The organism is Amycolatopsis sp. CA-128772, from assembly GCF_002904295.1.
Lineage (GTDB): Bacteria > Actinomycetota > Actinomycetes > Mycobacteriales > Pseudonocardiaceae > Amycolatopsis.
In genome coordinates, this window is the sequence record NZ_PPHG01000086.1 from 133,085 (window position 1) to 159,205 (window position 26,121).

Annotated in this window: 16 protein-coding genes; 10 read left to right on the forward strand and 6 right to left on the reverse strand. The window is 73.1% G+C overall.

What is annotated here, in order from left to right; all coding sequences use genetic code 11:
• Positions 1 to 7: 7 nt before the first annotated feature.
• Entirely contained in the window at positions 8 to 2,080 is a 2,073-nt protein-coding gene (locus tag C2L59_RS37315; protein ID WP_103354298.1) for a putative Ig domain-containing protein, read from the reverse strand.
• A gap of 183 nt (positions 2,081 to 2,263) precedes the next feature.
• Positions 2,264 to 5,239 (reverse strand): BTAD domain-containing putative transcriptional regulator, encoded by a 2,976-nt coding sequence (locus C2L59_RS37320; protein ID WP_103354299.1) that lies wholly within the window; start codon positions 5,237 to 5,239, stop codon positions 2,264 to 2,266.
• A 290-nt stretch (positions 5,240 to 5,529) separates the two neighbouring features.
• Between C2L59_RS37320 and C2L59_RS37325 the strand changes: the two genes are divergently transcribed.
• Positions 5,530 to 5,892: a DUF488 domain-containing protein gene (locus C2L59_RS37325; protein WP_103354300.1), complete on the forward strand. Its 363-nt coding sequence runs from the start codon at positions 5,530 to 5,532 to the stop codon at positions 5,890 to 5,892.
• Positions 5,893 to 5,929: 37 nt separating this feature from the next.
• Here C2L59_RS37325 and C2L59_RS37330 read toward each other — a convergent pair whose 3' ends face one another.
• Positions 5,930 to 8,260: a glycoside hydrolase family 2 TIM barrel-domain containing protein gene (locus C2L59_RS37330; protein ID WP_103354301.1), complete on the reverse strand. Its 2,331-nt coding sequence runs from the start codon at positions 8,258 to 8,260 to the stop codon at positions 5,930 to 5,932.
• Between the two features lie 77 nt (positions 8,261 to 8,337).
• Positions 8,338 to 9,384, reverse strand: coding sequence for a LacI family DNA-binding transcriptional regulator (locus tag C2L59_RS37335; RefSeq protein ID WP_103354302.1), 1,047 nt, complete (start codon positions 9,382 to 9,384; stop codon positions 8,338 to 8,340).
• Positions 9,385 to 9,545: 161 nt separating this feature from the next.
• Between C2L59_RS37335 and C2L59_RS37340 the strand changes: the two genes are divergently transcribed.
• Genes C2L59_RS37340 through C2L59_RS37380 form a run of 9 tightly spaced genes read left to right on the forward strand, consistent with a single transcriptional unit; the run spans position 9,546 to position 20,519 of the window.
• Positions 9,546 to 11,063, forward strand: a complete 1,518-nt coding sequence (locus C2L59_RS37340) for a sugar ABC transporter ATP-binding protein (RefSeq protein WP_103354303.1) — start codon at positions 9,546 to 9,548, stop codon at positions 11,061 to 11,063.
• Positions 11,060 to 12,100, forward strand: coding sequence for an ABC transporter permease (locus C2L59_RS37345; RefSeq protein ID WP_103354304.1), 1,041 nt, complete (start codon positions 11,060 to 11,062; stop codon positions 12,098 to 12,100). Before C2L59_RS37340 ends, C2L59_RS37345 begins: the two co-directional genes overlap by 4 nt.
• Positions 12,093 to 13,091 carry an ABC transporter permease gene (locus tag C2L59_RS37350; protein ID WP_103354305.1) on the forward strand — a complete coding sequence of 333 codons (999 nt, stop codon included), beginning with the start codon at positions 12,093 to 12,095 and terminating at the stop codon, positions 13,089 to 13,091. Before C2L59_RS37345 ends, C2L59_RS37350 begins: the two co-directional genes overlap by 8 nt.
• Before the next feature lie 5 nt (positions 13,092 to 13,096).
• Positions 13,097 to 14,158 carry a rhamnose ABC transporter substrate-binding protein gene (gene rhaS, locus C2L59_RS37355; RefSeq protein WP_103354381.1) on the forward strand — a complete coding sequence of 354 codons (1,062 nt, stop codon included), beginning with the start codon at positions 13,097 to 13,099 and terminating at the stop codon, positions 14,156 to 14,158.
• Positions 14,158 to 14,493, forward strand: coding sequence for an L-rhamnose mutarotase (locus C2L59_RS37360; protein WP_103354306.1), 336 nt, complete (start codon positions 14,158 to 14,160; stop codon positions 14,491 to 14,493). Before rhaS ends, C2L59_RS37360 begins: the two co-directional genes overlap by 1 nt.
• A complete protein-coding gene (gene rhaI, locus C2L59_RS37365; RefSeq protein WP_103354307.1) occupies positions 14,490 to 15,665 on the forward strand; it encodes an L-rhamnose isomerase in 1,176 nt (391 codons plus the stop codon). Before C2L59_RS37360 ends, rhaI begins: the two co-directional genes overlap by 4 nt.
• A gap of 2 nt (positions 15,666 to 15,667) precedes the next feature.
• Positions 15,668 to 17,686, forward strand: coding sequence for a bifunctional aldolase/short-chain dehydrogenase (locus C2L59_RS37370; RefSeq protein ID WP_199199449.1), 2,019 nt, complete (start codon positions 15,668 to 15,670; stop codon positions 17,684 to 17,686).
• Between the two features lie 8 nt (positions 17,687 to 17,694).
• Positions 17,695 to 19,116 carry an L-fucose/L-arabinose isomerase family protein gene (locus C2L59_RS37375; RefSeq protein ID WP_103354309.1) on the forward strand — a complete coding sequence of 474 codons (1,422 nt, stop codon included), beginning with the start codon at positions 17,695 to 17,697 and terminating at the stop codon, positions 19,114 to 19,116.
• A 44-nt stretch (positions 19,117 to 19,160) separates the two neighbouring features.
• The gene (locus tag C2L59_RS37380; protein ID WP_103354382.1) at positions 19,161 to 20,519 is read left to right on the forward strand and encodes a rhamnulokinase family protein; all 1,359 of its coding nucleotides are present in this window, start codon (positions 19,161 to 19,163) and stop codon (positions 20,517 to 20,519) included.
• Here C2L59_RS37380 and C2L59_RS37385 read toward each other — a convergent pair.
• Both C2L59_RS37385 and C2L59_RS37390 read right to left on the reverse strand, forming a co-directional pair.
• Positions 20,462 to 25,750, reverse strand: coding sequence for an NACHT domain-containing protein (locus C2L59_RS37385; protein WP_103354310.1), 5,289 nt, complete (start codon positions 25,748 to 25,750; stop codon positions 20,462 to 20,464). The genes C2L59_RS37380 and C2L59_RS37385 overlap by 58 nt on opposite strands.
• Positions 25,751 to 25,753: 3 nt before the next feature.
• Positions 25,754 to 26,098, reverse strand: coding sequence for a hypothetical protein (locus C2L59_RS37390; protein WP_103354311.1), 345 nt, complete (start codon positions 26,096 to 26,098; stop codon positions 25,754 to 25,756).
• Positions 26,099 to 26,121 lie beyond the last annotated feature (23 nt).

The following is a 26,121-nucleotide window of genomic DNA, read 5'->3' on the forward strand; positions in this document are numbered from 1 at the left end:
CGGTTTTTCAGCCTTCGACGCGGTGCGAAGCCCAGAACGACGTCAGGTCGGTGGACCCGGCCGCCGCCTGGGCCGCGGCCTTGAACTCCGCCGTGGTCGACACGCCGTACCAGTGCGACTGCGCGTACGACTTCAGCAGGTTCGCCATCGCCGTGTCGCCGATCAGCCGCCGCAGGTCGTGCAGCGTGCACTTGCCGTAGTTGTAGACCACCGTGGAGTACCGGGACGAATGCGCGTCCCAGTAGGCCATCGAGTTGGTCAGCTTCTCCGCGCTCGACTGCCACGTGATGCCGCAGCCGCTGCCGGTGATGCCGCGGTAGAGGTCGGTGGCGTAGTCGGTGAAGCTCTCGTCCAGCCACGGCGAGTTGTACTCGTCGTCGCCGACGATGCCGTAGAACCACTGGTGCGCCAGCTCGTGGGGGAGCGCCGTGGTGGACACGAGGTCCATCACGAAGCCCGGGTACTCCATGCCGCCGAACCAGAAGTTGTTGTCCAGCACCACGTCCACCTCACCGTACGGGTAGTCGCCGAAGCGGCCCGAGTGGACGTCGATGGCGTCGGCGGCCAGCGTCAGCATCTGGTTGGCGCTGCTGGTGGAGATCCCGCTGACCGAGTAGACGTTGACCCGCACGCCCTTGCCGGACGTCGTGCTGATCTTCGCGAACGGCCCGGCGCCCCAGGCGAAGTCCCGCACCTTCGGAGCCACCGCGTGCGTGGTGGTCGTGCTGCCGCTGGTGGTCTCGGTCGAGGTGCCGGTGGCCGGGGTCAGCAGCGACGTGGGGTGCACGAGCGTGACGTCGAAGTCGCTGATCACCGTGTAGAACGATTCGCCGTTGTTCGTGTACGGGTCCAGGTGCCAGCCGGAGCCGTCGCGGACCGCGAGCACCGGCAGCGCGTTGCCGATCATGGTGAACGCGCCGTCGTGGCCGAACCGGTCGGCGCCGCTGGGGACGACGATGCTCAGGTCGAACCCGATGGTCGCCGACTGGCCCTGGGCCAGCGGCGCGGGCAGCGTGATCTTCATGGCCGTGCAGTTCACGCTCAGCGCGGAAGCGGTGCCGCCGGTGACGTTCGTGACCGTGATCGGCGTGCTCGGGCAGCTGCCGTGGTAGTTGTCCCAGAGCCGCAGGTACACCTCGGGCAGCGCGGTCGCCGAACCGTTGGTGAAGCTGACGCTCTGGTGCCCGGTCCAGGTGTCACCGGCGGAGTTCGACGTCAGGTTCACCGTGTAGGCGGGGTTGACCGGCGTGCGCGTGGAGTCCGCGGGCGCCGCGGTGATCGTCCAGGTGAAGGTGGCGCTGCCGCTGTTGCCGGCCGGGTCCTTCGCCGTCACGGTCACCGACGAGGTGCCGGCGGTGGCCGGCGTGCCGGTGATCCTGCCGGTGCTCGCCCCGATCGCCAGGCCCGCGGGCAGGCCGGTGGCGCTGTAGGTGAGCGCGTCGCCCTGCGGGTCGCTCGCCTGGACCTGCAGGGACGCGGCCTGGCCGACGGCGCCGGTCTGCGCACCCGGCGAGGTGACGACCGGCGACTGCGGGTTGCTCGTCCCGGTCGTGGTCAGCGAGAAGTCGTCGAGGAGGAAGTTGGTGGCCAGGCTCGAATCCTCGGTGCCGGTGATCTTCAGCGTCACGGTCTGGCCGAGGTAGCGCGAGACGTCCACGCTGCGCTGGACGTACCCGGTGTTCTTGTCGAGGTTCGAGTAGCCGGCCAGGGTGTCGGCGCCCGCCTGCACCACCAGCTTGTCGTACTTCGTGGTGGTGGTCGTCTCCTTGGTGTCGATGTGCGACCACCACGACAACGTCGCCGACGCGCAGCCGGCCGGCAGCGTCAGTGACTGGGACAGGGTGTCGGTGTGCGTGCTGCCGGTGCCGTCCAGCCAGGCGTCCATCGTCCCGCTGTGCGCGGGTTCCGCGGTGGTGGCGGCGGAGATGACCCCGCTGGTCTGGGTCCACGGCGCGGTGCCGCTTTCGAACCCGCCGTTCCCGACGAGCTGGTCGCCGCAGACCGCGGCGGCCTGCGCCGGTGCGGCGACGGCGACCGTGCCCAGCAGGCCGGTGGCCACGCCGAGCGCAGCAGAAAGCACCCTCGATCTCATGGAGGTCGTCCTTTCCCGGCTCCGCCCCTGGGAGCCAGGAGAAGCGTCCTCTGCGGTCCGGAATGGCGGAACCCGCCATGAGTCGGGTTCCGCCCGCTGCCCGCCGCTTTCGTCGTGTATGCGCGGCAACGTCCGGTGTGCGGAAGCGATCTGCCGGCCGCCTGCTGACGCTCAGCCGGCCGAGCTCGCCAGGGTCCGCGCCGCCCGGGTTTCCAAGGGGCGGTAGCCCGCCTGGGCCGCGAGCTTGGCCGCGGCTTCGCCGTGGGTGCGCGCCAAACCGGCGTCACCCGCGGCGAGGGCTGCTTCGGCGAGGCCGGTCAGCGCGGCCGCTTCGCACCACGTGAAGCTCGTTTCGCGGGCGATGGCCAGGGCCGCGGTCAGGTGCTCGGCCGCCTCCGCCGGGCGGCCGAGGCGCACGCACGTTTCGCCCAGGGCGGCCAATGCGGACGCTTCCGTGCCGCGGTCGCCGATGCGCCGGGTCAGCTCCACCCCTTCGGCCGCGTCGGCGAAAGCGCGGGTGGCGTCGCCCGCCCGGGCTTCCAGCACCGCCCGGCCGGACAACGCCGCCGCTTCCCCGTACTGGTAACCGAGTTCGCGGTTGGCCGTCAGCGCGCGTTCGTAGAACCCGGCCGCGACGGCGTTGCCGAGGTCGCGGTGGACGTGCCCGAGGTCGACCAGCAGCACGGCCACGCTGAACCGCGCGCCGTCGCGTTCGGCGATCTCCAGCGCGCGGCCGAAGTGGCCGAGGGCCGCGTCGAACTCGCCGACCTGGCCGCAGGCGAACCCGAGGTTGGCCAGCGCCATCGTGATGCCCGGCAAGCCGGCCTCTTCGCACAGCCGCAACGCTTCCGCGCCGCACGCGATCGCCTCGTGCGCGTCGCCGAGGCGCTGGTGCACGGCGCTCAGGTTGTTGAGCGCGGCGGCGCGCCCGGCGGGCCAGTCCGCCGCCAGTCCGTCGGCCAGGACCGTCGTCAGGTGCGCGCGGGCGTCGGCGTAGCGGCCGCTGTTGACCCCGGCGAGGGCGATGGACAGCCGCATCGCCGCCTGCGCCTGGTGGTCGCCGGCCGCCTCGGCGGCGGTCAGCGCCGTCGTCGCCGTGTCGATCCACTCGGTGTGGTGACCGCGGTGGTGGAAGAACGCGCGCAGCGCGTCGGCCAGGTGCCAGGCGTACTCGCGCGGGCCGTGCGCCGCCGCGTGCTCGACGGCGGCGGCGAGGTTCGGCCACTCCGTGTCGAGCCAGGCCAGCGCGTCTTCGGTGCCCTCGAACGGTTTCTCCGGTTCGGGCCGGGGCAGCCGGAGGAAGTGCGGGATCAGCAGGCGGCCCGCCGCGTCGGCCGTCACGAGGTAGTGCTCGAACAGCCGCCGCCGCGCCGCGTCCTCCTCGGCGAGGGAGTCGTCGGCCGCGACCCGCCCGCCGGCGTAGCTGCGCAGCAGGTCGTGGAAGCGGTAGCGGCCGGGCAGGTGCCGTTCGACGAGGTTGGCCGCGGCGAGCGCCCTGAGCTGCTGCCCCGCGCGGCCTTCCGCGACCGCGGCGAGCTGCGCGGCCACCGGCGCGGTGAAGGTCTGGCCCGGCACCAGCGCGAGCCGCCGGAACAGCACGCGGTGTTCGGCGGGCAGGGCCCGGTAGGACACGGTGAACGCCGTCGTGACCGCGCTTTCCTCGGCGCCGTCGACGCTCAGCCCGGCCAGGGGATCACCGCCGGCGAGTTCGCGGGCCAGCTCGGCGATCCCGGACACTTCGCCCGCGCCCAGGTTCGCCGCGGCCAGCCGCAAAGCCAGCGGGAGGTGCCCGCACAGCCGGGCCAGCTCCGCCGCCGCGGCCGGTTCGGCGGCGACCGCGGGCGGCCCGAGCACGGTCTCCAGCAGCTGCCGGGAATCCTCGGCGGGCAGCACAGGCAGCGGTACCGCCCGCGCGCCGTTGCGGGCGATGAGGTCGCCGAGCCGCTGGCGGCTGGTGATCACCACCGTGCCCGACGGTGGCAGCAGCGGCGTCACCTGCGCGCTGTCCCGGGCGTTGTCGAGCAGGACGAGCACCCGCCGGTCGGCCAGCAGCGAGCGCCACAGCGCGGTGCGGCTGTCCGGGTCGGGCGGGATCGCGCGCGGGTCGGTGCCCAGGGCCCGCAGCAGCTGCGCGGCCGCGACGGCCGGGGTGAGCGGCTCGTGGTCGGGATCGAACCCGCGCAGGTCGAGGTAGAGCTGCCCGTCGGGGAAGCGGTCGCGGACGCGGTGCGCCCAGCGGACGGCGAGCGCGGTCTTGCCGATGCCCGCGATGCCGGTGACCACGCGGATGTCCGCTCCGGCGCCGGCCGGTTCGTCGAGCCGGGCCAGCTCGGCGGCGCGGCCGGTGAAGCCGCGGACGTCGTGGGGCAGCTGGGCCGGGCGCACCGGTTCCGGCGGCGGCTCCGCCACCGGCTCCAGCGCCGCGTCGCCGGCCAGGATCGCGGCCTCGAGGCGGGTCAGCTCCGGCGCCGGGTCCAGGCCGAGCTCGGTGACGAGCCGGGTGCGCAGGCCGCGGAAGGCGGCCAGGGCGGCGTCGGTGCGGCCCTCGCGGTGCAGCGCGAGCATCAGCTGGCCGACGAACCGCTGCCGCAGCGGGTGCGCGGCGACCAGCTTCGTCAGCTCGGCGAGCACGTCCCGGCCCCGGCCGAGCCGCAGCTGCGCGTCGATGCGGTCTTCCAGCGCGCCCCAGCGGTCCTCCGCGAGCCCGGCGAGCAGCCGCCCGGCGACGTCGGCGGAGGCGGTGCCGGCCAGCGCGTCGCCCCGCCAGAGCGCGAGCGCCTCGTCGAGCAGGGCGATGGCGGTCTCGTCGTCGGCCGCGCGGGCCCGGCGGACGAGGGCGGCGAAGCGGTGGACGTCGACGGTCTCCGGGTCGGCGCGCAGCACGTACCCGTGCCCTTCGGTGACCAGTTCGGGACCGCCGGCGGCGCGGAACACCGCGCGCAGCCGCGAGATCAGCGCCTGGACTGTGTTGCGCGCGCTCGCCGGGGGAGCGTCGGGCCAGAGCAGGTCGACGAGGTTTTCGAGGGTGACCGGGCGGGGCGTTTCGAGGAGCAGCACGGCAAGGACCAGCCGCTGCTTGCGGGAGCCGAGATCGACCGGGCCTCCGTCCGCCGCCGCCTCGACGGCGCCGAGGACGCGGAACTCCACCCGGTCACCTCCACTCGATCGGGTGTGCAAGCGTACTGCAAGCGTGGTGCCGCCCCGGTCCGCCATCCTGGCGGAGCCGCCGGGCAGGTCCCGACCATGTCCACGGCCGGCTCGGCCGCCGGTGGTACCGGCGGATCCGGCTGTCGCTCCACAGGCGGCACGAGCTGGGGGTAGGACCACCACGGCGATCCCTCCACGATCGCCGTGGTGGCCCTTGTGCTGCCGCGGCCCAGCCGCCCGCGGCCCGGCCTCCGGTGGCGGCCGGGCCTGGCCCGACGCAGAATGCGCGCATGCAGCCGACGGAGGTCCGGGTGGCGCGCCTGGCCGACCCGGCCGGGCCCGCCGACGGGGTCCGCGTGCTCGTCGAACGGCTCTGGCCCCGGGGGACGGCCCGGGCGGCGGTCGTCCTGGACGGCTGGTACCGGGGGTTGGCGCCTTCGGATGAGCTGCGGACCTGGTACGGGCACGATCCGGAGCGGTTCGCGGAGTTCGCCGAGCGCTACCGGGCCGAGCTGCGGGAGCCTGATCGGGTGGCGGCGCTGGAGCGGCTGCGGGCGCTGGCCGGAGACGGGCCGGTGACGCTGCTGACGGCGAGCGGGTCGCCGTTGATCAGCCAGGCTGCCGTGCTCGCCGCGGTGCTGGCCGGGGAGTGAGGACCGGGTACGCGAGCCGTCCCGTGGGGGTGACGCCTCAGGAGCGGGTCGGCTCCTTCGCCAGCCGGACCGTTGCCGTTGCCGTGCCCAGCGTCTCGTGGCGGGCCGTCAACGTCAGCGTGGCCGGTGGCCCCGCAAACGGCCGCAGCCACACCGCCGCCGCGCCGCCGGTCGCTCCGAAGTCCAGCGCCGGGTCGCCGATCAGGTCCCCCGGACCGGTCAGGTCCAGTGTCACCACCCCGGCCGTTCCGGCTCTCAACGTCCCGAAGCGGTCCCTTGCCGCGATCAGCACGCGGGTTGCGTCGGTGCCGTCGGCGCGCAGCTCCGGGTCGTCCGGCGTGCAGCTGAGCACGTCCGACGCCCGGTCGCCGCTGAACCTGCGGCTGAGCAGCAGCCGGCCGGCCGCGTAGCCGTCGATGCGCAGCTGGGGGCGCCGGCCCTTCGGGACCACCAGGTCGGCCGCGAACGGCGGGTAGCGCAGGTGCGGGAACTCCTCGCGCCGGCTGCGGGCCTCGCCCGCGGGCCGGTCGTCGAGGAACAGCAGCAGGCGGTCGCAGTTCGACCAGATCGTGGCCGCCCGTCCCGGCCCGGACGGCTGGGCGGTGAAGTCCCAGTCGAAACCCGGCTCGATGACCGCCCGCACCGCGGGGTCGACCTGCGAGGTGTAGAAGGCCGCCGCGGGTTTGGGAATGCGGAAGATGTCGGCCACCCCCGCGTACTTCGAGCCGCCGATCGAGCGCTGCCAGCCCGAGGGGTAGTCGAACGCGCACCAGGCCAGCAGCCCGCAGTAGCGGTCGTCGGCGGCGGCCAGGTCGTGGGCCTTCGCGTGCAGCTCCGCCTGCTGCCGGCGGGTGGCCGGGGCGTCGGTGCGGCGGTACGCGCGGGCGCCGGCGAGCGTGCCGATCGCCTCGGTCACCAGGTACGGCACCCCCGGCCGGGGCGGGCGCAGCTGGAACGGCGCGCCGCGGCGGGCCGTGTAGTCGTTGTACGCCAGGACCTCGACGTCGGCGCCGGCGTACCGCGCCAGGGTGGTGCTGGCCAGCGCGCCGCTCGTCGGGCGGGACGGGTCGAGCCGGCGGGCCAGTGCGCCGGTGCGCTGGTACATCGCCGTCGTGCCGTTGGCCTCGTTCACCCGGGTGCCCCACACGACGATGCTCGGGTGGTTGCGGTCGCGCACGACCATCCCGGCGACGTCGGCCAGGTTCCGGCGCTGCCAGGCGTCGTCGCCGACGTGCCCCCAGCCCGGGATCTCCTCCCAGACCAGCAGGCCCAGCTCGTCGCAGGCGTCGAGGAACGCACTCGACTGCGGGTAGTGCGAGCAGCGGACCATCGTGCAGTTCAGCTCGCGGCGCAGGATCTCCGCGTCACGCCGCTGCACGCGCTCCGGCAGCGCGCCGCCCGCGAACGGGTACCACTGGTGGCGGTTGAGGCCGAACAGCTTGAGCCGCCTGCCGTTGAGGAAGAACCCGCCGGGGGTGAATCGCGCGTCGCGGAAGCCGGTGCGCACCACCCGCTGGTCGAGCACCCGCAGGCCGGACCGGACGGTCACGACGACGTCGCACAGCGCCGGGTCCTCGACGTCCCAAAGGCGGACCGCGGCGAGCCCGCCGACGTCGAACTCGACGGTCGTGCCGGCCACCGGGGCGGCGCCGTGCGCCAGTTCGCGGCCCGCCTGGCGCACTGACGCCGTCACCTGGCCGGCCACGGGGCCGTCGAACGTGCACGTCAGGTGCAGCGACCGGCCGGGGGAGAGGACGTCGACCGGCCGGGCGAAGACGTCGGTGAGCCGGACCCGCGGCACCGCGCCGATCGTGGCCGGGCGGTAGATCCCGGCCGGCTGGTAGAAGTCGATCACCGACGGGCCCGCGCGCGGCAGGTTGGGCGGGACGTCCAGCGCCCACCGCCCGTCGACGACCACGGCGAGGACGTTGTCGCCCGCGACGACGTCCGGCAGCTCCACCTCGAAGGGCAGGTAGCCGCCGCGGTGGGTGCCGGCGAGCCGGCCGTTGAGGTGCACCTCGGCGTTGGTCATGACGCCGTCGAAGCGGGCGGTGTGGCGTTCGCCGGCCGAGGCCGTGAAGTGCCGGCGGTAGATCCACCGGTCCTGCCAGGACGCCGGGTCCCAGCCGGTCCACGAAAGCGGCGTCACGCAGTGGGGCAGCTGCACCGGCGAGAGGTCGAGCTCGTCGAAACCCGGGTCGGTGCAGCCGTCGGCGTACCGCCCGAACAGCCAGAAATCGCCCAGCCGCACGGCTTCCGGGCCGGGGGCGGCGTGCCCGGCCGAGCCGGCGACGGCGGCGCCGAGCAGCGCGGCCCCGCTCGCGGCCAGGAACCCGCGCCGGGACAGCCGCGGTTGCCGGCCGGCCATCGGCGACCTCCCTGCTCGGGGCTCTCCGGTGTTATCGCTCGTTCCCGAGTAGACGTCACAAACGATCAGCCGGTTGCTCACCGAAGGGTGGAAGCGCGGACCACCAGTTCGGGGGTGAAGACGACCTGCCGGTGCTCGTGCCCGGTTTCGGTGGTTTCCGCCAGCAGGAGTTCCGCGGCCGTGCGGCCCAGGCGCCGCCGGGGCTGGCGGACCGACGTCAGCGGGACCGCGGCCGCCGCGGCGAACTCGATGTCGTCGTAGCCGACGATCGCCAGGTCGTCCGGGACGCGCATGCGGAGGTGGGCGCAGGTCTGCAGCAGGCCGAGGGCGACGAGGTCGTTGGCGCAGAACGCGGCGGTCGGCCGGACCGGCGCGGGCAGCCCCGCCAGCCGTTCGCCGGCGCCGCGGCCGTCGGCCACGGTCAGCGCCGACGTCGTCAGGTCGACGAGGTGCCCGGGACCCAGGCCGGCGGCGCTCAGCGCCCGCAGCGCACCGAGCCGCCGGTCGCGGACCTGGCCGATGGACGTGTGGTTGCCGACGAAGGCGATCCGCTCGTGGCCCTGTTCCGCCAGGTGCCGCACGGCGATTTCGCCGCCGTAGACGTCGTCGACCGCGACCGAGCAGAGCGTGGTGCCGCCGGGTGTGCGGTCGACGACGACCACCGGCGTGCCGCGGCGGGCGATCTCGTGCAGCACCGGCGCGTCCGGGTCGACCGGCGTGATGAGGATGCCCTGGACGCGCTGCTGCTCGAGCCGGCCGAGGTAGGCCGCCTCCCGCGACGGCTGGTGCGCGCTGTTGCAGAGGAACAGGGAGAGGTCGCCTTCGCCGGCGGCGTCGGCAGCGTCTTCCATACCGGCCGCGACGTCGGTGAAGAACGGGTTGCTGCCGTCGAGCATGACGTAGGCCAGCACCCGGCTGCGCCCGGCGCGCAGCTGCCGCGCGGATTCGTTGCGCACGAACCGGAGTTCGGCCATCGCGGCCTCGACCTTGGCCCGGGTCGCCGGGCTGACCCGGCCGGGCCGGTTGAGCACGTTGGACACCGTGCCGAGGGAAACGCCGGCAGCGGCCGCGACGTCCTTCATGCCCGCGGTCCGCGGCTCGGCGCCGGGCTCCCTGACCACCATGCGACCCCTCTCGAACCGGGGCGTTGAAACGTAACATCACCACGAACTGGTCGCTGGAGATGCCGTTTGGCCACGGCTGCACCGATCCATTGACTTCCTCTTCCGCCGCATAGTAGCTTCACCGCACCAGATTTGTGAAACCTTTCAATCCGGAGGTCGCGATGACGCGGCAGGATCCCGGCCGGGCGCCTTTGCTGGAGGTGCGCGGCGTGACGAAGTCGTTCGGCGCCGTCGCGGCCGTCGCCGGTGTGAGCTTCGGGTTGCACGCCGGGGAAGCCCACGCGCTGGTCGGGGAGAACGGCGCCGGCAAGTCCACGATCGTCAAGATGCTGGCCGGGGTGCACAAGCCCGACGACGGCACGCTGCTGCTGGACGGCGAGGCGATCGAGTTCGGCTCACCCGCCGACGCGAAGGCGGCCGGCATCGCGGTCATCTACCAGGAGCCGACGCTGTTCCCGGACCTCAGCGTCGCGGAGAACATCGTGATGGGCCGCCACCCGCGCAAGAGCCTCGGCCGGATCGACCGGGCGGCGATCCGCGCCGAGGCCGAGCGGCTCTTCGCCCGCCTCGGCGTCCGCATCGACCCCGCCCGGCCCGCCCGGGGGTTGTCGATCGCCGACCAGCAGATCGTCGAGATCGCCAAGGCGCTCAGCGCCGACGCCCGCGTGCTGGTGATGGACGAGCCGACCGCCGCACTGACCCAGGTCGAGGTCGAGCGCCTGTTCAGCGTCGCCCGCACGCTGCGCCAGGAAGGCGCGGCGATCATGTTCATCTCCCACCGCTTCGAGGAGATCACCGAACTCTGCCAGCGCGTGACGATCATGCGCGACGGCAAGCACGTCTCCACCGACGCCCTGGACGACGTCACCGTCGAGGAGATGGTGAAGCGCATGGTCGGCCGTGACCTCGACGCGCTGTTCCCCAAGCAGGACGTCGAACCCGGCGCGGTCGTGCTGGAGGCCGAGGGCCTGGCCCGCGAAGGCGTGTTCCGCGACATCTCCTTTTCCGTGCGCGCCGGGGAAATCGTCGCGTTCGCCGGGCTGGTCGGCTCCGGCCGCTCCGAAGTCGTCCAGGCCGTCTTCGGCGTCGACGAGCGAGACGCGGGCGTGGTGAAGGTGAGCGGCAAGAAACTCAAGCCGCACTCCTCGCGGGCCGCGATGGCCGCCGGGATGGCCCTCGTGCCCGAGGACCGGCGCCAGCAGGGCCTGATCATGGACCTCTCGATCGAGCGGAACGTAACCCTGCCGCGCTCGCGCGCGCTGTCGAAGCTCGGTTTCCTGACCGGCGCGAGCGAGCGGCAGGAGGCGCGGCGCTGGACCGAACGGCTGCGCACCAAGTACGGCCGGCTCGGCGACCCCGTCGGCACGCTCTCGGGCGGCAACCAGCAGAAGGTCGTGCTGGCCAAGTGGCTGGCGATGGCGCCGAAGGTGCTGATCGTGGACGAGCCGACGCGCGGCATCGACGTCGGGACCAAGGCCGAGGTCCACCGGCTGATGTCCTCGCTGGCCGCCGAGGGCGTCGCGATCGTGATGGTGTCGTCCGAACTGCCGGAGGTGCTGGGCATGGCCGACCGCGTGCTGGTGATGCGGGAGGGCCGGATCGTGGCCGAGCTGCCGCGCGCCGAGGCGACCGAGGACTCGGTCATGTTCGCCGCGATGGGGCAGGGGGCCGCCGCATGACCGTCACCGAGGAGGCCCGCGTGGCGAAGGAACCGACCGTCCACTCGGGACGCTCGTGGACCGCGAACGTGCTGAAGGCGCGCGAATCCGGCATCGTCCTCGCCCTGATCGTCCTGATCGCGTTCACCGCGACGCAGAACTCCCGGTTCCTGTCCGGGCAGAGCATCCGCGACATCCTGCTGGGGACGGCGATCCTCGCGGTGCTCGCCGTCGGGCAGGCCATCGTGATGATCACCCGCAACATCGACCTCTCGGTCGGTTCGGTGCTCGGGCTGTCGGCGTTCGCCGTGGGCACGCTGATGAAGGACCACCCGGGCCTGCCGGTGCTCGTCGCCATCCTGGCCGGGCTCGCCGTCGGCGCGGCCTGCGGGCTGGTCAACGGCGCCCTGGTGCGGTTCGGCCAGGTGCCCGCGCTGGTCGTCACGCTCGGCACGCTCTACGCCTACCGCGGCGTCAGCTACTTCTGGGCCGGCGGCCAGCAGATCAACGCCGACAAGCTGCCGGCGTCCTTCCTGGACTTCGGCACCGCGTCGCTGCTCGGCGTGCCGTGGCTGGTGCTCATCGCGGTCCTGGTGCTGATCGTCGCCGGGATCGTGCTGCGCAGCTACCGCGCCGGCCGCGAGCTGTACGCGATGGGGTCGAGCCCCCAGGCGGCGAAGCTGGCCGGCATCCGGGTCGGCCGCAACACGAGCGCGGCCTTCCTGGTCAGCGGCGCCCTCGCGGGCCTCGCCGGGGTGCTGTTCGCCGCCCGGTTCGGCACCGTGGACGCGGCCGCCGGCACCGGCTACGAGCTCAACGTCGTCGCCGCGGCCGTCGTCGGCGGGGTCGCGGTGTTCGGCGGCAGCGGCTCGGTCTGGGGCGCCGGCCTCGGTGCCCTGCTGCTGACCGTCATCGGGAGTGCCCTGGCCGTGCTCGACATCAACCAGTTCTGGCAGCAGGCGATCGTCGGCGCGCTGATCCTGCTGGCCATCGGCGCCGACCGGCTCGTCGCCGTCCGGGTCGCCAAGGCACTGAAGAAGAGGGATTCCCATGTCTGACCGAGGGAACCGGCTCGGCCGGCTGCTCAGCTGGGACGCCGCGGTCGTGCTCGTGACGGTGCTCGTCCTGATCGTCGCCTCCGGCGCCGTCGAGAACTTCGGCACCAGCCGCAACTTCACCTTCCTGCTGCTCGACCTGCTCCCCATCGCGCTGGTCGCGCTGCCGATGACGTTCATCATCGTCACCGGCGAAATCGACCTCTCGGTGGCGAGCACGCTCGGCCTGACGTCGGCGGTGATGGGCTCGCTGTGGGACGCGGGCCTGTCGATCGAGACGATCATCCCGCTCTGCATCGTGCTCGGTGCGGTCCTGGGCGCCCTGAACGGCTTCTTCGTCACCGTGCTCAAGCTGCCGTCCCTCGCCGTCACGATCGGCACCCTGGCCCTTTACCGCGGCCTCGCGTTCGTGGTGCTGGGCGACGGCGCGGTCGCCGACTTCCCGCGTGCCTACACGACCTGGGTCACCGGGACGATCGGCGACGGCCCGATCCCGAACGTGCTTGTCCCGCTGGTGGTGATCGCGCTGATCTTCGGCGTCGTGCTGCACGCGACCCCGATCGGCCGCGGTGTCTTCGCCGCCGGCGCGGGGGAGCAGGCGGCCCGGTTCGCCGGCATCCGCACCGGGCGGCTCAAGTTCTGGCTGTACGTGGTGAGCGGCGCGGTCGCCGGTCTCGCCGGGGTGCTGTGGACGCTGCGGTACTCCAGCGCCCGCGCCGACAACGGCTTCGGCCTCGAACTGGCCGTCGTGGCCGCCGTGCTGCTCGGCGGTGTGTCCATCTTCGGCGGCAAGGGCACGCTCCCCGGCGTGCTCGCCGGGGTGGTCCTGCTGGCCTCGCTCCAGAACGCCCTGCGCCTGCAGGACGTGTCGAACGAGGCGCTCAACATCGTGACCGGCGTGCTCCTGATCGTGTCAGTCCTGCTCCCCAACATCGTGACGTCGGCCCGCACGGCAGTGCGACGCCGTCGGCAAGCGGTAACTCCGGAAAGGTGACGAAGATGTCCCGACGGTTCCTCACCGGCGCAGTGTCGGCCGGGCTGGTGCTGGTCCTGGCCGCCTGCGGCGGCACGACCAAGAACGACAACGCCGGCTCCGGCGCGCAGCAGTCCACCGCCGCGGCGAACCCGAACGCCGCGGCCGCGACCGGCGTCAAGATGGCGTTCCTGCCCAAGCAGCTCAACAACCCCTACAGCGACATCGAGGTCAGCGGCGGCAAGGCGGCGCTCGATGAGCTGAAGGGCGAGTACAAGCTGGTCGGGCCGAACGACGCCAGCGCGTCGTCGCAGGTCAGCTACATCAACACGCTGATCCAGCAGCAGCAGGACGTCATCGGCATCGCCGCGAACGACCCGAACGCCGTGTGCCCGTCGCTCAACCAGGCCCGCAGCGCCGGCATCAAGGTCGTCGCCTTCGACTCCGACGCCGCCAAGGACTGCCGCGACGTCTTCATCAACCAGGCCACCACCCAGGGCATCGGCGAGGCGCTGGCCAAGCAGGCCAAGGACCTCTCCGGCGGCTCCGGCGAGATCGCGGTCCTGTCGGCGACCCCGAACGCCACCAACCAGAACGCCTGGATCGACGTCCTCAAGAAGGAGCTGGCCAAGCCGGAGTACGCCGGCCTGAAGCTCGACAAGATCGCCTACGGCAACGATGACGACCAGAAGTCGTTCCAGGAGGCCCAGGGCCTGCTGCAGTCGTTCCCGAACCTCAAGGTGATCGTCTCGCCGACGACCGTGGGCATCGCGGCCGCCGCGCGGTACGTCAGTTCGTCCAGCTACAAGGGCAAGGTCGCGGTGACCGGCCTCGGCACGCCGAACCAGATGCGCGCCTTCGTCAAGGACGGCACCGTGAAGCAGTTCGCGCTGTGGAACCCGGCCGACATCGGCTACCTCGCCGCCTACGCGGGTGTTGCGCTCAAGTCGGGCCAGATCACCGGCAAGGAAGGCGAGAAGTTCAAGGCGGGCAAGCTCGGGGACTACACGATCGGCGCGGGCGGCGAGATCGTCCTCGGCCCGCCGACGACCTTCGACGCGAACAACATCGACAAGTTCACCTTCTGATGCCACGGTACTGCTTCTGCCTCCAGGTCAAGCCCGACCGGAAAGCCGAGTACGCCGAGCGGCACCGGGCGGTGTGGCCCGAGATGCGGCAGGCCCTGCACGACACCGGCTGGCGCAACTATTCGCTGTTCCTCCGCGACGACGGCCTGCTGATCGGGTACGTCGAGGCGGACGACCTCGAAGCCGCACAGGCCGCCATGGCGGAGACCGACGTCAACACCCGCTGGCAGGCGGAAATGGCGGAGTTCTTCACCGGCCTCGACGGCCGCCCGCCGGATGCCGGGTTCCAGCTGCTCGACGAGGTCTTCCACCTCGACGTCCCGGAAGGACAATGATCGCCATGGGTGACTTGACCGCGGTGAAAGCGGCTTTGCGGGCCCAGCGCATCGAGACGCCGTCGTGGGCGTACGCGAACTCGGGCACCCGGTTCAAGGTGTTCCCGCAACCCGGCGTGCCGCGCACGCCGGAGGAGAAGATCGCCGACGCGGCCACCGTGCACCAGTTCACCGGGGTGGCGCCGAGCGTGGCACTGCACATCCCGTGGGATCGCGTGGACGACTACGGCGCCTTGACCGCGTACGCGCGGGACCTGGGTGTCGAGATCGGCGCGATCAACACCAACGTCTTCCAGGACGAGGACTACAAGCTCGGCTCGGTCACCAACCCCGACCCGGGCATCCGCCGCAAGGCGACCGACCACCTCCTCGAAGCCATCGACATCATGGACGCGACGGGTTCGCGCGACTTGAAGCTGTGGTTCTCCGACGGCATCAACTACCCGGGCCAGGACGACATCCGGGACCGGCAGGACCGCCTCGCGGCCGCCCTTCGCGAGGCCTACGACCGGCTGGGGCCGGACCAGCGGATGCTGCTGGAGTACAAGCTCTTCGAGCCCGCGTTCTACGCCACCGACGTCCCGGACTGGGGCACGTCCTACGCCCACTGCATGGAGCTGGGGGAGCGGGCCACGGTCTGCATCGACACCGGCCACCACGCACCCGGCACGAACATCGAGTTCATCGTGGCGTTCCTGCTGCGGGCGGGCAAACTGGGCGCGTTCGACTTCAATTCGCGGTTCTACGCCGACGACGACCTGATGGTCGGGGCGGCGGACCCCTTCCAGCTGTTCCGGATCATGTACGAGATCGTCCGCGGTGACGCGCTCGACCCGTCGTACGGGATCGCGTTCATGCTCGACCAGTGCCACAACATCGAGGCGAAGATCCCGGCGATCATCCGGTCGGTGATGAACGTCCAGGAAGCGACCGCGAAGGCCCTGCTGGTCGACCGTGACGCACTGCGCGCCGCCCAGCAGGCGGGCAACGTCCTGGAGTCGAACGCCGTGCTGATGGACGCCTACAACACCGACGTCCGGCCGCTGCTGGCCGAGCTGCGCACGGAAGCCGGGCTCGACCCGGACCCGATCGCGGCTTACCACCGCAGCGGGTACCCGGAGCAGATCGTGGCCGAGCGCGCCGGCGGCACGCAGGCCGGATGGGGAGCATGACGATGACCGTGCCGGAGCAGCTCATCGCGCGCAGCAACGCGCTCGGAGCCGACCCGCGCAACACCAACTACGCCGGCGGCAACACCTCCGCGAAGGGTGCGGTGACCGACCCGGTCACCGGCTCGCCCACCGACGTCCTGTGGGTCAAGGGCTCCGGCGGCGACCTCGGCACGCTCAAAGAATCCGGGCTCGCCGTGCTGCGGCTGGACCGGCTGCGCGCCCTGGTCGACGTTTACCCGGGCGTCGAGCGCGAGGACGAGATGGTCGCCGCGTTCGACTACTGCCTGCACGGCCGGGGCGGGGCGGCGCCGTCGATCGACACCGCGATGCACGGCCTCGTGGAGGCCCCGCACGTCGACCACCTGCACCCGGACTCGGGCATCGCGCTGGCCACGGCGGCCGACGGCCCGGCGCTGACCAAGGAGTGCTTCGGCGACCGGGTCGCGTGGGTGGACTGGCGGCGGCCCGGGTTCCAGCTCGGCCTGGACATCGCCGCGGTCAAGGCGGCCAACCCGCAGGCCATCGGCGTCATCCTCGGCGGGCACGGCATCACCGCGTGGGGCGCGACTTCCGAGGAGTGCGAGCGCAACTCCCTGGAGATCATCCGCACGGCGGAGGCCTTCCTGGCGGAGCGGGGTGCGCCGGAGCCGTTCGGGCCGGTCGTCCCCGGCTTCGAGGCCCTGCCACCGGAGGAGCGGCACGCGCGGGCGGCGGCGCTGGCGCCGGTGATCCGCGGGCTGGCCTCGACCGACCAGCGGCAGGTCGGCCACTACACCGACAGCGACGTCGTCCTCGAGTTCCTGTCCCGCGAAAAGCTCGCCCCGCTGGCCGCGCTGGGCACCTCGTGCCCGGACCACTTCCTGCGCACCAAGGTCCGCCCCCTCGTCGTGGACCTCCCGGCGACTGCGGCGGTCGAGGACGTCGTCGCGCGGCTGAAGGAACTGCACGCCGAGTACCGCGACGAGTACCGCGCCTACTACGAGCGGCACGCCGACGCCGATTCGCCCGCGATGCGCGGCGCCGACCCGGCCATCGTGCTCGTCCCCGGCGTCGGGATGTTCTCCTTCGGCAAGGACAAGCAGACCGCGCGGGTGGCGGGCGAGTTCTACGTCAACGCCATCAACGTGATGCGCGGCGCCGAGGCGGTGTCCACCTACGCGCCGATCCCCGAAAGCGAGAAGTTCCGGATCGAGTACTGGGCGCTCGAAGAGGCGAAGCTGCAGCGGATGCCGAAGCCCAAGCCCCTCGCCGGACGGATCGCCCTGGTCACGGGCGCGGGTTCGGGCATCGGCAAGGCCATCGCCCGGCGGCTCGCGGCCGAAGGCGCGTGCGTGACGATCGCCGACCTCAACAGCGACGCGGCCGCCGAGGTCGCGGCGGAGATCGGCGGCACGGCCGTCACCGCCGACGTCACCGACGCCGCGGCGGTTCAGGCGGCGATCGACGCGACCGTGCTGGCCTTCGGCGGCCTCGACCTGGTCGTCAACAACGCCGGGCTGTCCATCTCGAAGCCGCTGCTGGAGACCACCGAACGCGACTGGGACCTGCAGCACGACGTGATGGCCAAGGGCTCGTTCCTGGTCGCCCGGGCCGCCGCGAAGGCGATGATCGACCAGGGCATCGGCGGTGACATCGTCTACATCTCGTCGAAGAACTCCGTGTTCGCCGGCCCGAACAACGTCGCCTACGGGGCGGCCAAGGCCGACCAGGCCCACCAGGTCCGGCTGCTGGCCGCCGAACTCGGCGGGTACGGCATCCGCGTCAACGGCGTGAACCCCGACGGCGTCGTCCAGGGTTCCGGCATCTTCGCCGGCGGCTGGGGCGCCCAGCGGGCGGCCGTGTACGGCGTCGAAGAGTCGAAGCTCGGCGAGTTCTATGCCCAGCGGACCATCCTCAAGCGCGAAGTGCTGCCCGAACACGTGGCCGCCGCGGTGTTCGCGTTGACCGGCGGCGAGCTCACCCACACCACCGGCCTGCACGTGCCGGTGGACGCCGGGGTGGCCGCCGCGTTCCTGCGCTAGGAGAACCCATGACGCTCGACCGCATCACCCCGCGCCGCACCCGCGTCGGCCTGGTCTCCGGCGGGCTCGGCGCGTACTGGCCGCAGTTCCCGGCGTTGCTGCCCCAGCTGCGGGCCTCGGCCCGGCGAGTCGCCTCGCGACTGTCCGAAAAGGACTGTGTGGTGATCGACGCCGGGTTCGTCTCGGACGCCGCCGAAGGGTCCGCCGCGGCGGAGAAGCTGCGGGTGGCCGGGTGCGACCTGATCGTCGGTTTCCTGACGACGTACCTGACGTCCAGCATGCTGGCTCCGGTCGCGCAGCGTTCGGGCGCGCCGGTGCTGTTGCTGAACCTGCAGCCCACCGAGGCGATGGACCACGAATCCTTCGACACCGGCGCGTGGCTGGCCTACTGCGGTGCTTGCCCGCTGCCGGAAATGGCCAACAGCTTCCAGCGGCTGGGCGTCGAGTTCCGCTCGGTGTCCGGGTACCTGGAGGACCCGCGGGCCTGGACGCGGATCGAGCGCTGGATCAAGGCGGCCGGCGTGCGGGCGGCCCTGCGGCACGGGCGGCACGGCCTGCTCGGGCACCTCTACCCGGGCATGATGGACGTCTCGACCGACCCGACGCTCGTCTCGGCCCAGCTCGGCGGGCACGTCGAGGTCCTGGAGGTCGACGACCTGCGGGTACGCGTGGAGAAGGTCTCCGACGACGAGACCACCGCGCGTGTCGCCCTCGCCCGCGAAGTGTTCACTGTGGACGAGTCCGTGGTGGACGAAGACTTCGCCTGGGGCGCCCGGGTTTCGGTCGCCCTGGACCGGCTCGTCGAGGATTTCTCGCTCGACTCGCTGGCCTACTACCACCGCGGCCTGGACGGCGAGACGCACGAACGCGTCGGCGCCGGGTTCATCCTCGGCGCGTCCCTGCTCACCGCCCGCGGCATCCCGGCGGTCGGCGAGTACGAACTGCGGACGTCCCTGGCCATGCTGGTCATGGACCGGCTCGGCGCGGGCGGGTCGTTCACCGAGCTGCAGGCGCTGAACTTCCGCGACGGCGTGGTCGAGATGGGCCACGACGGGCCGGCGCACCTCGGCATCAGCGCCCGCAAGCCCCTGCTGCGTGGCCTGGGCGTCTACCACGGCAAGCGCGGCTGGGGCGTGTCGGTGGAGTTCGACGTCAAGCCCGGCCCGGTGACGCTGTGCGGGCTCGGCCAGCGCCGCGACGGGACATTCACGCTGATCGCGTCGGAAGGCACGGTCGTGCCGGGGCCGCTGCTGCGGATCGGCAACACCACCTCCCGCGTCGACTTCGGCTGCGATCCGGGGGAGTGGACCGACACCTGGTCGGCCAGCGGTATCGCGCACCACTGGGCCCTCGGCACCGGCCACCGCGTCGCCGAGCTGACGGCCGTCGCGGACCTGCTCGGCCTCCAGCTGTCGGTGGTGCGCGCGTGAAGCGAGTCGCGGCCGTCGACCTCGGCGCGTCCAGCGGGCGCGTGATGGCCGGGACCGCCGGACCGTCGCTGCTGACGGTCGAGGAGGTGCGGCGTTTCCCGAACGGCGGCGTCCGCGCGGGACCGGCGCTGTACTGGGACATCCTGGGCCTGTACCGCGAGACCCTGGCCGGGATCCGCGAAGCCGGGCGCCTGGACGGCGTCGGCATCGACTCCTGGGCCGTCGACTACGGGCTCCTGGACGAGCGCGGCGCGCTGCTCGGCAACCCCGTCCACTACCGCGACTCGCGCACCGACGGCGTGCCCGCTTCGGTTTCCGCGCGGCTCTCCGCACGTTCGCTTTACGACGTGACGGGCCTGCAGCAGCTGCCGTTCAACACGCTCTACCAGCTGGTGTCGGAAGGCGACCGGCTCGACGCGGCGTCGACCATGCTGCTCATCCCCGACCTGCTGAACTACTGGCTGACGGGCTCGATCGGCGCCGAGCGCACGAACGCGTCGACCACGCAGCTGTACGACGTCCGCGCGCGGACGTGGGCCACTTCGCTGGCTTCTCGCGCCGGGATCCCGCCACGACTGCTGCCGCCCCTGCGCGACCCGGGGACGGTGGTGGGCACGGCGGAGGAGCTGTCGGGCGTGCCGGTGGTGGCGGTGGGCTCGCACGACACGGCGTCGGCGGTGGTCGCGGTCCCGGCGGCCCCGGGGGCGAACTTCGCGTACATCTCGTCGGGCACGTGGTCCCTGGCCGGTTTGGAACTGCCGGCACCGGAGCTGAGCGACGCGGCCCTGGCGGCGAACTTCACGAACGAGGGCGGCGTCGACGGCACGATCCGCTTCCTGCGCAACGTGATGGGCCTCTGGGTGCTGTCGGAGACGCTGCGGACATGGTCCACTTCGGACCTGCCCGCCCTTCTCCGCGCGGCCGCTGCCGCCCCGGCCCTGGCGGCGGTGGTGGACATCGACGCCCCGGAGTTCCTCCCCCCGGGCGACATGCCGTCCCGCATTTCCTCGGCCTGCCGCGCGACGGGCCAGCGGCCCCCATCCGGCCGCGCGGCGATGGTCCGGTGCATCGTGGACAGCCTGGCCCTGGCCCACCGCCGCACGATCCACGAGGCCGCCCGCATCACCGGCCGCCGGGTCGACGTGATCCACCTGGTCGGCGGTGGAGCCCGCAACGAGCTGCTGTGCCAGTCGACGGCGGACGCGTGCGGAGTCCCGGTCCTGGCGGGCCCGGTCGAGGCGGCGGCGCTGGGGAACGTGCTGGTGCAAGCCCGGGCGCTGGGGGAGGACCTGCCGGACCTGGCATCGATGCGGACGCTGGTGCGCGAGACGCAGGAGATCCGCCGTTACGAGCCTTCGGGCACCGCGGACTGGGCGGCGGCGGAGGCGCGGTTGCGCGCCTGACCCCAGCCGGCCTGGATCTCGGTCAGCAGTTCGCGTGCTTCCTGGCGGCAGAGGGCACTGAGGATGGCCAACCCCCGGGCCGCGTCGGCCCGGATGTGGCGCGGGACGGTCTCGTCGTGCGCCAGCTCCCGGCACACCAGCGCGGCCGGTTCGCGGTGGTCGCGCTGCAGGTCCACCAGCCGGTCCGCGCAGTACAGCCGGACCAGCGGCTCGAGCGCCGGGTCCTCGGCCATGGCACGCAGAGCGAGCGCAGCCTCCTCCGGCTCGTACCGGCCGATGACGTCGAGCACCTGGAACCGGACGGCCGGGCCGGCGGTGGCCTGCAGCCGGCGGAGGAGGGCCAGGACCTCGCCGCGCACGTCCGGCCGGATGTCGCCGAGCACCCGTGCGGAGTGCGCGCGCGTCAGGATCGGCAGCGTTTCGTCGGTCATGATCGTCCGCAGGCGGTCCGCGGCGAGCTTCCGGCCGTGCGCCCCGAACATCGCGAGATCCCCGGCCGCCCGCCGGCGCAGAGCGGGCCGGGTCGCCGGGTCGCCCGCGATGGCCGCGAGCACCCGGGCGCCGCGTTCGCGGTCTTCCCGTGCGTAATCGCGCATCCAGCCGGCGGCCATCCACCGCGTGGCCGTGCGGGCCCGGTCGTCGTCGCGCAGCGCCCGGATGTCGTCGAACCGCCTGAGCGCGGAGCACAGCGGGATCCGGAACCGGTCGGCGAGGCGGTCGTCGCGCAGCAGCGGGGCCAGCCGGAGGTGGTCGGCTTCGGTCAGCGGTTCGGGACCGAGTTCGATCAGCAGCTCCGCGGCTTCGACCCGCTGCCGCCACGCCCGGCCTTCGTCGTCGAGAGCGGCACGGGTGTCGCCGAGGACGCGTTCTCGCCACCCCGGGTCGAGCTCCGCCAGCGCCAGGAGCCGTTGCCGCGCGAGGTGTCCGCTCCCGCCGCCTTCCGTCAGGAGCGCGACGGCCTCCGGGACGAGCCGGGGGGAGAGCCGGCCGAGCGCGGCCGCCGCGGCGATCCGGTCGCCCGGTGAGGTTTCGGCGCCGGCCAGCGTGTCCCGGAGGACCGCTTCGGCCTCGTTCGCAAGGGCCCAGTTGTCCCAGTAGCCCTCCGTCGTTTCCGCCCAGGAGACCTTCGGGGCGGTGCGGTCGGCCAGAATGGCCCGGGAGACCGCCCGGAACTCGGCCGCCGGCAGGAACCGGGCCGCTTTCTGCCGCACGAAGGGCGACGACGTCGGATCGTGGACGATGGCCCGCGCGAGCGGAACGAGCTCGCCCGGGGGCGGATTGCTCCAGGTGAGCCAGGTCAGGGCGTCCGCGCGTTCGGTGTCGGACCGCTCGGGGCTGCCGGCCAGCCGCCGGAGCACCGAGCGAGCGGCACTGCGCTGCCCGGGGTCGAGCCGCACCAGCTGGTTGCCGGCCTCGCCGCGGTGGGCAACGGGTTCGGTTTCGTCGTCGAGCACCTGCCGGTGGAAGGCGATCGCGTCATCCACAGTGGACGGATCGAGTTCCGCGAGCCGCATGACCGCTTCGGTCCGCCAGGTGAACTGGAGGTGCGTGTCGTCGGCTTGCGAGCGGAGTTCGGTCAACGCCTCGGGCAGGAGCTCGGGACGGCATTCGCACAGCAGACCGGCGCACAGCTGGCGCAACCACAGGCCGGCGTCCGCGTCCGTGGTGTTCGTCCGCACCGCCGGGGGCAGGTCCGCGCCGAGCGCGACGAGCTCCCGGACGTACCCGACCCACGAACGGGGGCTGATCGCGTGCTGCAGCGGCAGCACCGCGTCGAGCGCGGCCGGGACCTCCGCCCGGTCCCGCCGGGCCACCAGCATGGCGGCCTGCGCACGGTGGATCCCGGCCGCCGGCGCGTCGGACCGCAGGGCGCGGACGGCGGCGTCGATCCGCGGATCGGCCACGTCCAGGGCGGCCATTGCCTCGGCCGTTTCCAGGACGAGCCCGGCCGGGGCGCGCCCGGTCACCCCGGCGGCCACGATCCCGGCCAGCTCGGCCCGCCGGGCCGCGCTCACGCCGGAGAAGCCGCCGGCCGCCTGGTCCAGCTCGTCGACGGGGATTTCGTTCCGGGCGAGGAGCCCGGCGAACCCGGCGACCGCCAGGGCGTGGTGGTGCCGGCCGAGGTTGACCAGGCTGTGGGCGGCGGCCACCCGGTGCCGGACGCCCCGGCGCGGATCGCGCAGGATCAGGGCGAGGGCGGCGGCCGCGGCGTGCGGATCGGTGTCGTCTTCGTAGAAGTCGCTCTCCGAGGTGTGCGCTTCCCATGCCTCCGCTTCCCCCGGACCCAGGAGCTCGAGGAGGGCGGCCGATGCCTGGTGGTGGAAGGCGGTGCCGAACGACTGCAGGGCCCGCCAGGCGGCCATCCGCAGCTGCGGGTCGGCGGCGCGGCCGGCCGCGATTTCGAGCAGGTGCCGGGCGGCCTCGGTGTGGAACGCGGGCCCGAGCCGGATCAGCTCGCGCCCGGCCTCGACGCGCAGGGCGGGGTCGGCGCCGCGGTCCGTCAGGTCGCGGCGCAGCGCGCGCACGGCCGCCGTCCGGTGCGGTTCGCCGAGGTCGGCCAGCTTGCCCAGGGCCATGGTGCGTTCGAAGTGCGCGGCGTGGGGGTGCTCGGCCACCCGGGTCAGCTCGCGGGCGGCCTCCGCGTGGTGCTCCGGGCCGAGATCGGCGAAGTTGTCGGCCATCCACAGCAGGGCGTTCGTGTCGGCCGGCCGGCCGGCGGAAACGGCGCGAAGCAGCTCGACGGCTCGCTCGCGGAACTCCGGGCCGAACCTCCCCAGCGTGCCGGCGATGCTCACCCGCGACGACGCGCCCATCCCCGGGCGGGCGGCCGACGCGAGCAGTATTTCCCCGGCCGCCAGCCGGTGCTGCGGTCCCAACTCGGCGAGCACCCGGGCCGCGGACAGCCGGAGGCGGTTCGGCCGCTGATCGGCGACCTGGGCCTCGAGCGTGGCCACCACTTCCGCCAGGTGGTCGGGGCCCAGCGAAGCCAGGCCCAGCGCCGCGTTCCGCACCGGAGGCGTGGTGCCCTCCTGCCGGGCCAGGACCGCGCGGAAGAGCTCGACGCACCGCGCTTCGTACCCGGCGCCGAGCTCGAGCAGCCCCATCGCCGCGTGGACCATGTCCTCCTCGGGCGCCTGCGGATCGTCGAGAAGTGCGGCGAGCGCTTCGATTGCGCGGGACCGCGGCTCCGGTCCCAGGCCGGCGAGCACGATCGCGGCGTTGCGGCACTGCAACGCGGTCGCGGCCGGGTCCGCCAGCACCGACCGCAGCCCGGACACGGCCGCGGCCCGCTCGCCCGCACCGCACTCGGCCAGCGCCTTGGCCGCCTCGAACCGGAACTCGACCGAGATCGCCTGGTCTTCGACGACGGACCGCAGCATCGCCACCGCGTCGACGCGGTCCGGGCCGTACAACCGGGCCGCCAGCGCGCGGCCGGCCTCGATCCGCGATTCCCACGGGGCCCCTTCGGCGCGCATCAGGTCGCGCAACCACTCCGCCAGCCCCGGGTGGTGGGCGGCGCGGCTCACCTGGGTGAGGATCACCTGCGCCGGGTACTGCGTGGTCATCGCCCACTTCCGGGCGGTGGCCAGGAAGGCGTCCGTCACGGCCGGGCTCGCCGGCGCGTGCCAGGCGAGCAGCCGGGCGGCCAGCACGTGCATCGCCGGGTTGCCGTCGTGCAGGTGCCCGATCAGGCGGTCGGTCTCGGTTTGCCGCAACCGGGTGTAGTGCAGCAGGACGAGCCGCGCGTGCCGGCCGCGTTCGCCCGGGCGCGCGGTGTGCAGCAGCCGGACGAATTCCGGCGCTTCCGGGTCGAAGCGGTCCGGGAGCTTCAGTGCGTGCGCGGTCGCCGCGAGGTGTTCGGCGAAACTGTGGTGGAGGAAGCGGAGTTCGCCCGCGCGGGAAACGAACGGGCCGACGGCGGTGAGGTACGTCGTCAGCTGGTCATGCCAGTTCGGGGTGCCGCAAGCGTGGGGCGCGTGGCCGGCCGCCCAGTCGCCGGCGGCGGCCAGGAGCGACGTTTCCTCTTCCAGGCGCACGCAGCCCAGGTGCCGGAAGAGGCGTTCGCGGCACTCGTCCCACGGCGACGGCGGGATCGCACGCGCGGACTGCAGGTACGCCAGGTACGACTCGTAGAGCTCGTACCGGTTGTCCGGCAGCCGCCGGTCGCTGTCCTGCTCGAACATGATCGCGGCGATCGTGGCCAGCAGCGGCACCCGGACCAGCTCGTCCAGGTTGGCGTCGTGCACCTGCCGGACGAACCGCTCGGCGGTGTCGCCTTCGGCGAACCAGTTCGCCGCGAAGTGGCGCAACGCCTCCTCGTCGAACGGCAGCAGTTCGTACCGCGCCGCCCCGGCGCCGTGGAACGGCGCCAGCGCCGCACCGGCGATCGGCCGCGTGGTCAGGACGATCCGGTAGTGCGCCGAGGCATCCTGGGACGCCCGGGTGACCAGCACCCTGATCAGCCGGTCCCGCTGGCCGAGGTCGGCGACCTCGTCGAGGCCGTCCACGAGCAGCAGCCAGCGGCAGCCCGCCACCCGCTTGGCGAGCGTGCCGGCCTCGACCGGGAAATCCAGGAGCGCGCCGTACTCGGCCTGGATGCTTTCGGCCAGGGCCCGGAAGAACGGCAGGGCGAGCCGGGTGGCGAGTTCCCGCGCGGGCAGGCGCACCGGGATCACCGGCTCGGCGAGCGGCGGGTCGCCGTCCGGGCCGGCCCAGCGGGTGGCGATGTCCGCGGCCAGCCGCAGGGACAGCGTCGACTTCCCCTGGCCGGGACCGCCGGTGACCAGCAGGTGGTCGTCGTCGTCGAGGGCCGCCCGCACCGTGCGGGACGGCGGCCGCACCACCAGCCGCGGTGCCGGGCGGGCGGGCGGGTCGATCCGCTGTCCGCGGCCGTCGAGCACGGGACGCGGGCGCGCCGGTTCGGCCGGCCCGCCGTCGGTCTCGCTGCTGACCTCCTGCCGCACGTAGACCGCCGCGAGTGACGGCCGCCGGGCCCCGGGCAGCTGGTAGGGCAGGTCTTCCGCGGTGCGGACCTGGGCGTCCAGCAGCGCCCGGACTTCGGGCGGCAGCTCCGGCAGGTCGTCCCACCCCCGGGGCGGCGCGACCGGCGGCTCCGGCGCCGGTGCGCTCCCGTGGATGTTCACCACGCCGTACACCGCGCCGAACTGCGCCACGGTGCCGGCGTCTCCCGTGACCCGGTTGCTCACCGCGGGCGGCCGGTCCTGCTCCACGGTTCAGAGGTTGATGTTGCCGTGCACGTCCCGGAGCTGCACGACCTTGCCCGTGACGGTCCCGGACACGGAATTGTGCACATCGCCGTGCGACACCCGGCTCTCCGGCAGCTTGTCCCACTCCGCCCGCAACGCTTCCGAGAACTCGCCGTCCTCCGCCTCCGCCTCGTAGAGCCGCTCGGCGAGGGCGGCGATCGGGCGGTCGTCCTCCGGGGCCGCCGAGGCCGCCTCCAGGGCCGCGAAGGCCGGGGGGTTCTTGGCGAACTTGCGTTTGACCAGGTCGTAGAGTCCGGTCGCACCCTTCGCCGCCAGGGCGGCGGCGATGGAGATCAGGATCGGTTCGGGCATGCCTCCAACCTACTGGCGGACCT

Excerpts from the sequence above, each read along its gene's own strand:
- C2L59_RS37325 (WP_103354300.1), top strand. The coding sequence starts at position 5,530 with ATGCAGCCGACGGAGGTCCGGGTGGCGCGCCTGGCCGACCCGGCCGGG.
- C2L59_RS37330 (WP_103354301.1), bottom strand. The coding sequence starts at position 8,260 with ATGGCCGGCCGGCAACCGCGGCTGTCCCGGCGCGGGTTCCTGGCCGCG.
- C2L59_RS37335 (WP_103354302.1), bottom strand. The coding sequence starts at position 9,384 with ATGGTGGTCAGGGAGCCCGGCGCCGAGCCGCGGACCGCGGGCATGAAG.
- C2L59_RS37340 (WP_103354303.1), top strand. The coding sequence starts at position 9,546 with ATGACGCGGCAGGATCCCGGCCGGGCGCCTTTGCTGGAGGTGCGCGGC.
- C2L59_RS37345 (WP_103354304.1), top strand. The coding sequence starts at position 11,060 with ATGACCGTCACCGAGGAGGCCCGCGTGGCGAAGGAACCGACCGTCCAC.
- C2L59_RS37350 (WP_103354305.1), top strand. The coding sequence starts at position 12,093 with ATGTCTGACCGAGGGAACCGGCTCGGCCGGCTGCTCAGCTGGGACGCC.
- rhaS (WP_103354381.1), top strand. The coding sequence starts at position 13,097 with ATGTCCCGACGGTTCCTCACCGGCGCAGTGTCGGCCGGGCTGGTGCTG.
- C2L59_RS37360 (WP_103354306.1), top strand. The coding sequence starts at position 14,158 with ATGCCACGGTACTGCTTCTGCCTCCAGGTCAAGCCCGACCGGAAAGCC.
- rhaI (WP_103354307.1), top strand. The coding sequence starts at position 14,490 with ATGATCGCCATGGGTGACTTGACCGCGGTGAAAGCGGCTTTGCGGGCC.
- C2L59_RS37370 (WP_199199449.1), top strand. The coding sequence starts at position 15,668 with ATGACCGTGCCGGAGCAGCTCATCGCGCGCAGCAACGCGCTCGGAGCC.
- C2L59_RS37375 (WP_103354309.1), top strand. The coding sequence starts at position 17,695 with ATGACGCTCGACCGCATCACCCCGCGCCGCACCCGCGTCGGCCTGGTC.
- C2L59_RS37380 (WP_103354382.1), top strand. The coding sequence starts at position 19,161 with ATGGCCGGGACCGCCGGACCGTCGCTGCTGACGGTCGAGGAGGTGCGG.
- C2L59_RS37390 (WP_103354311.1), bottom strand. The coding sequence starts at position 26,098 with ATGCCCGAACCGATCCTGATCTCCATCGCCGCCGCCCTGGCGGCGAAG.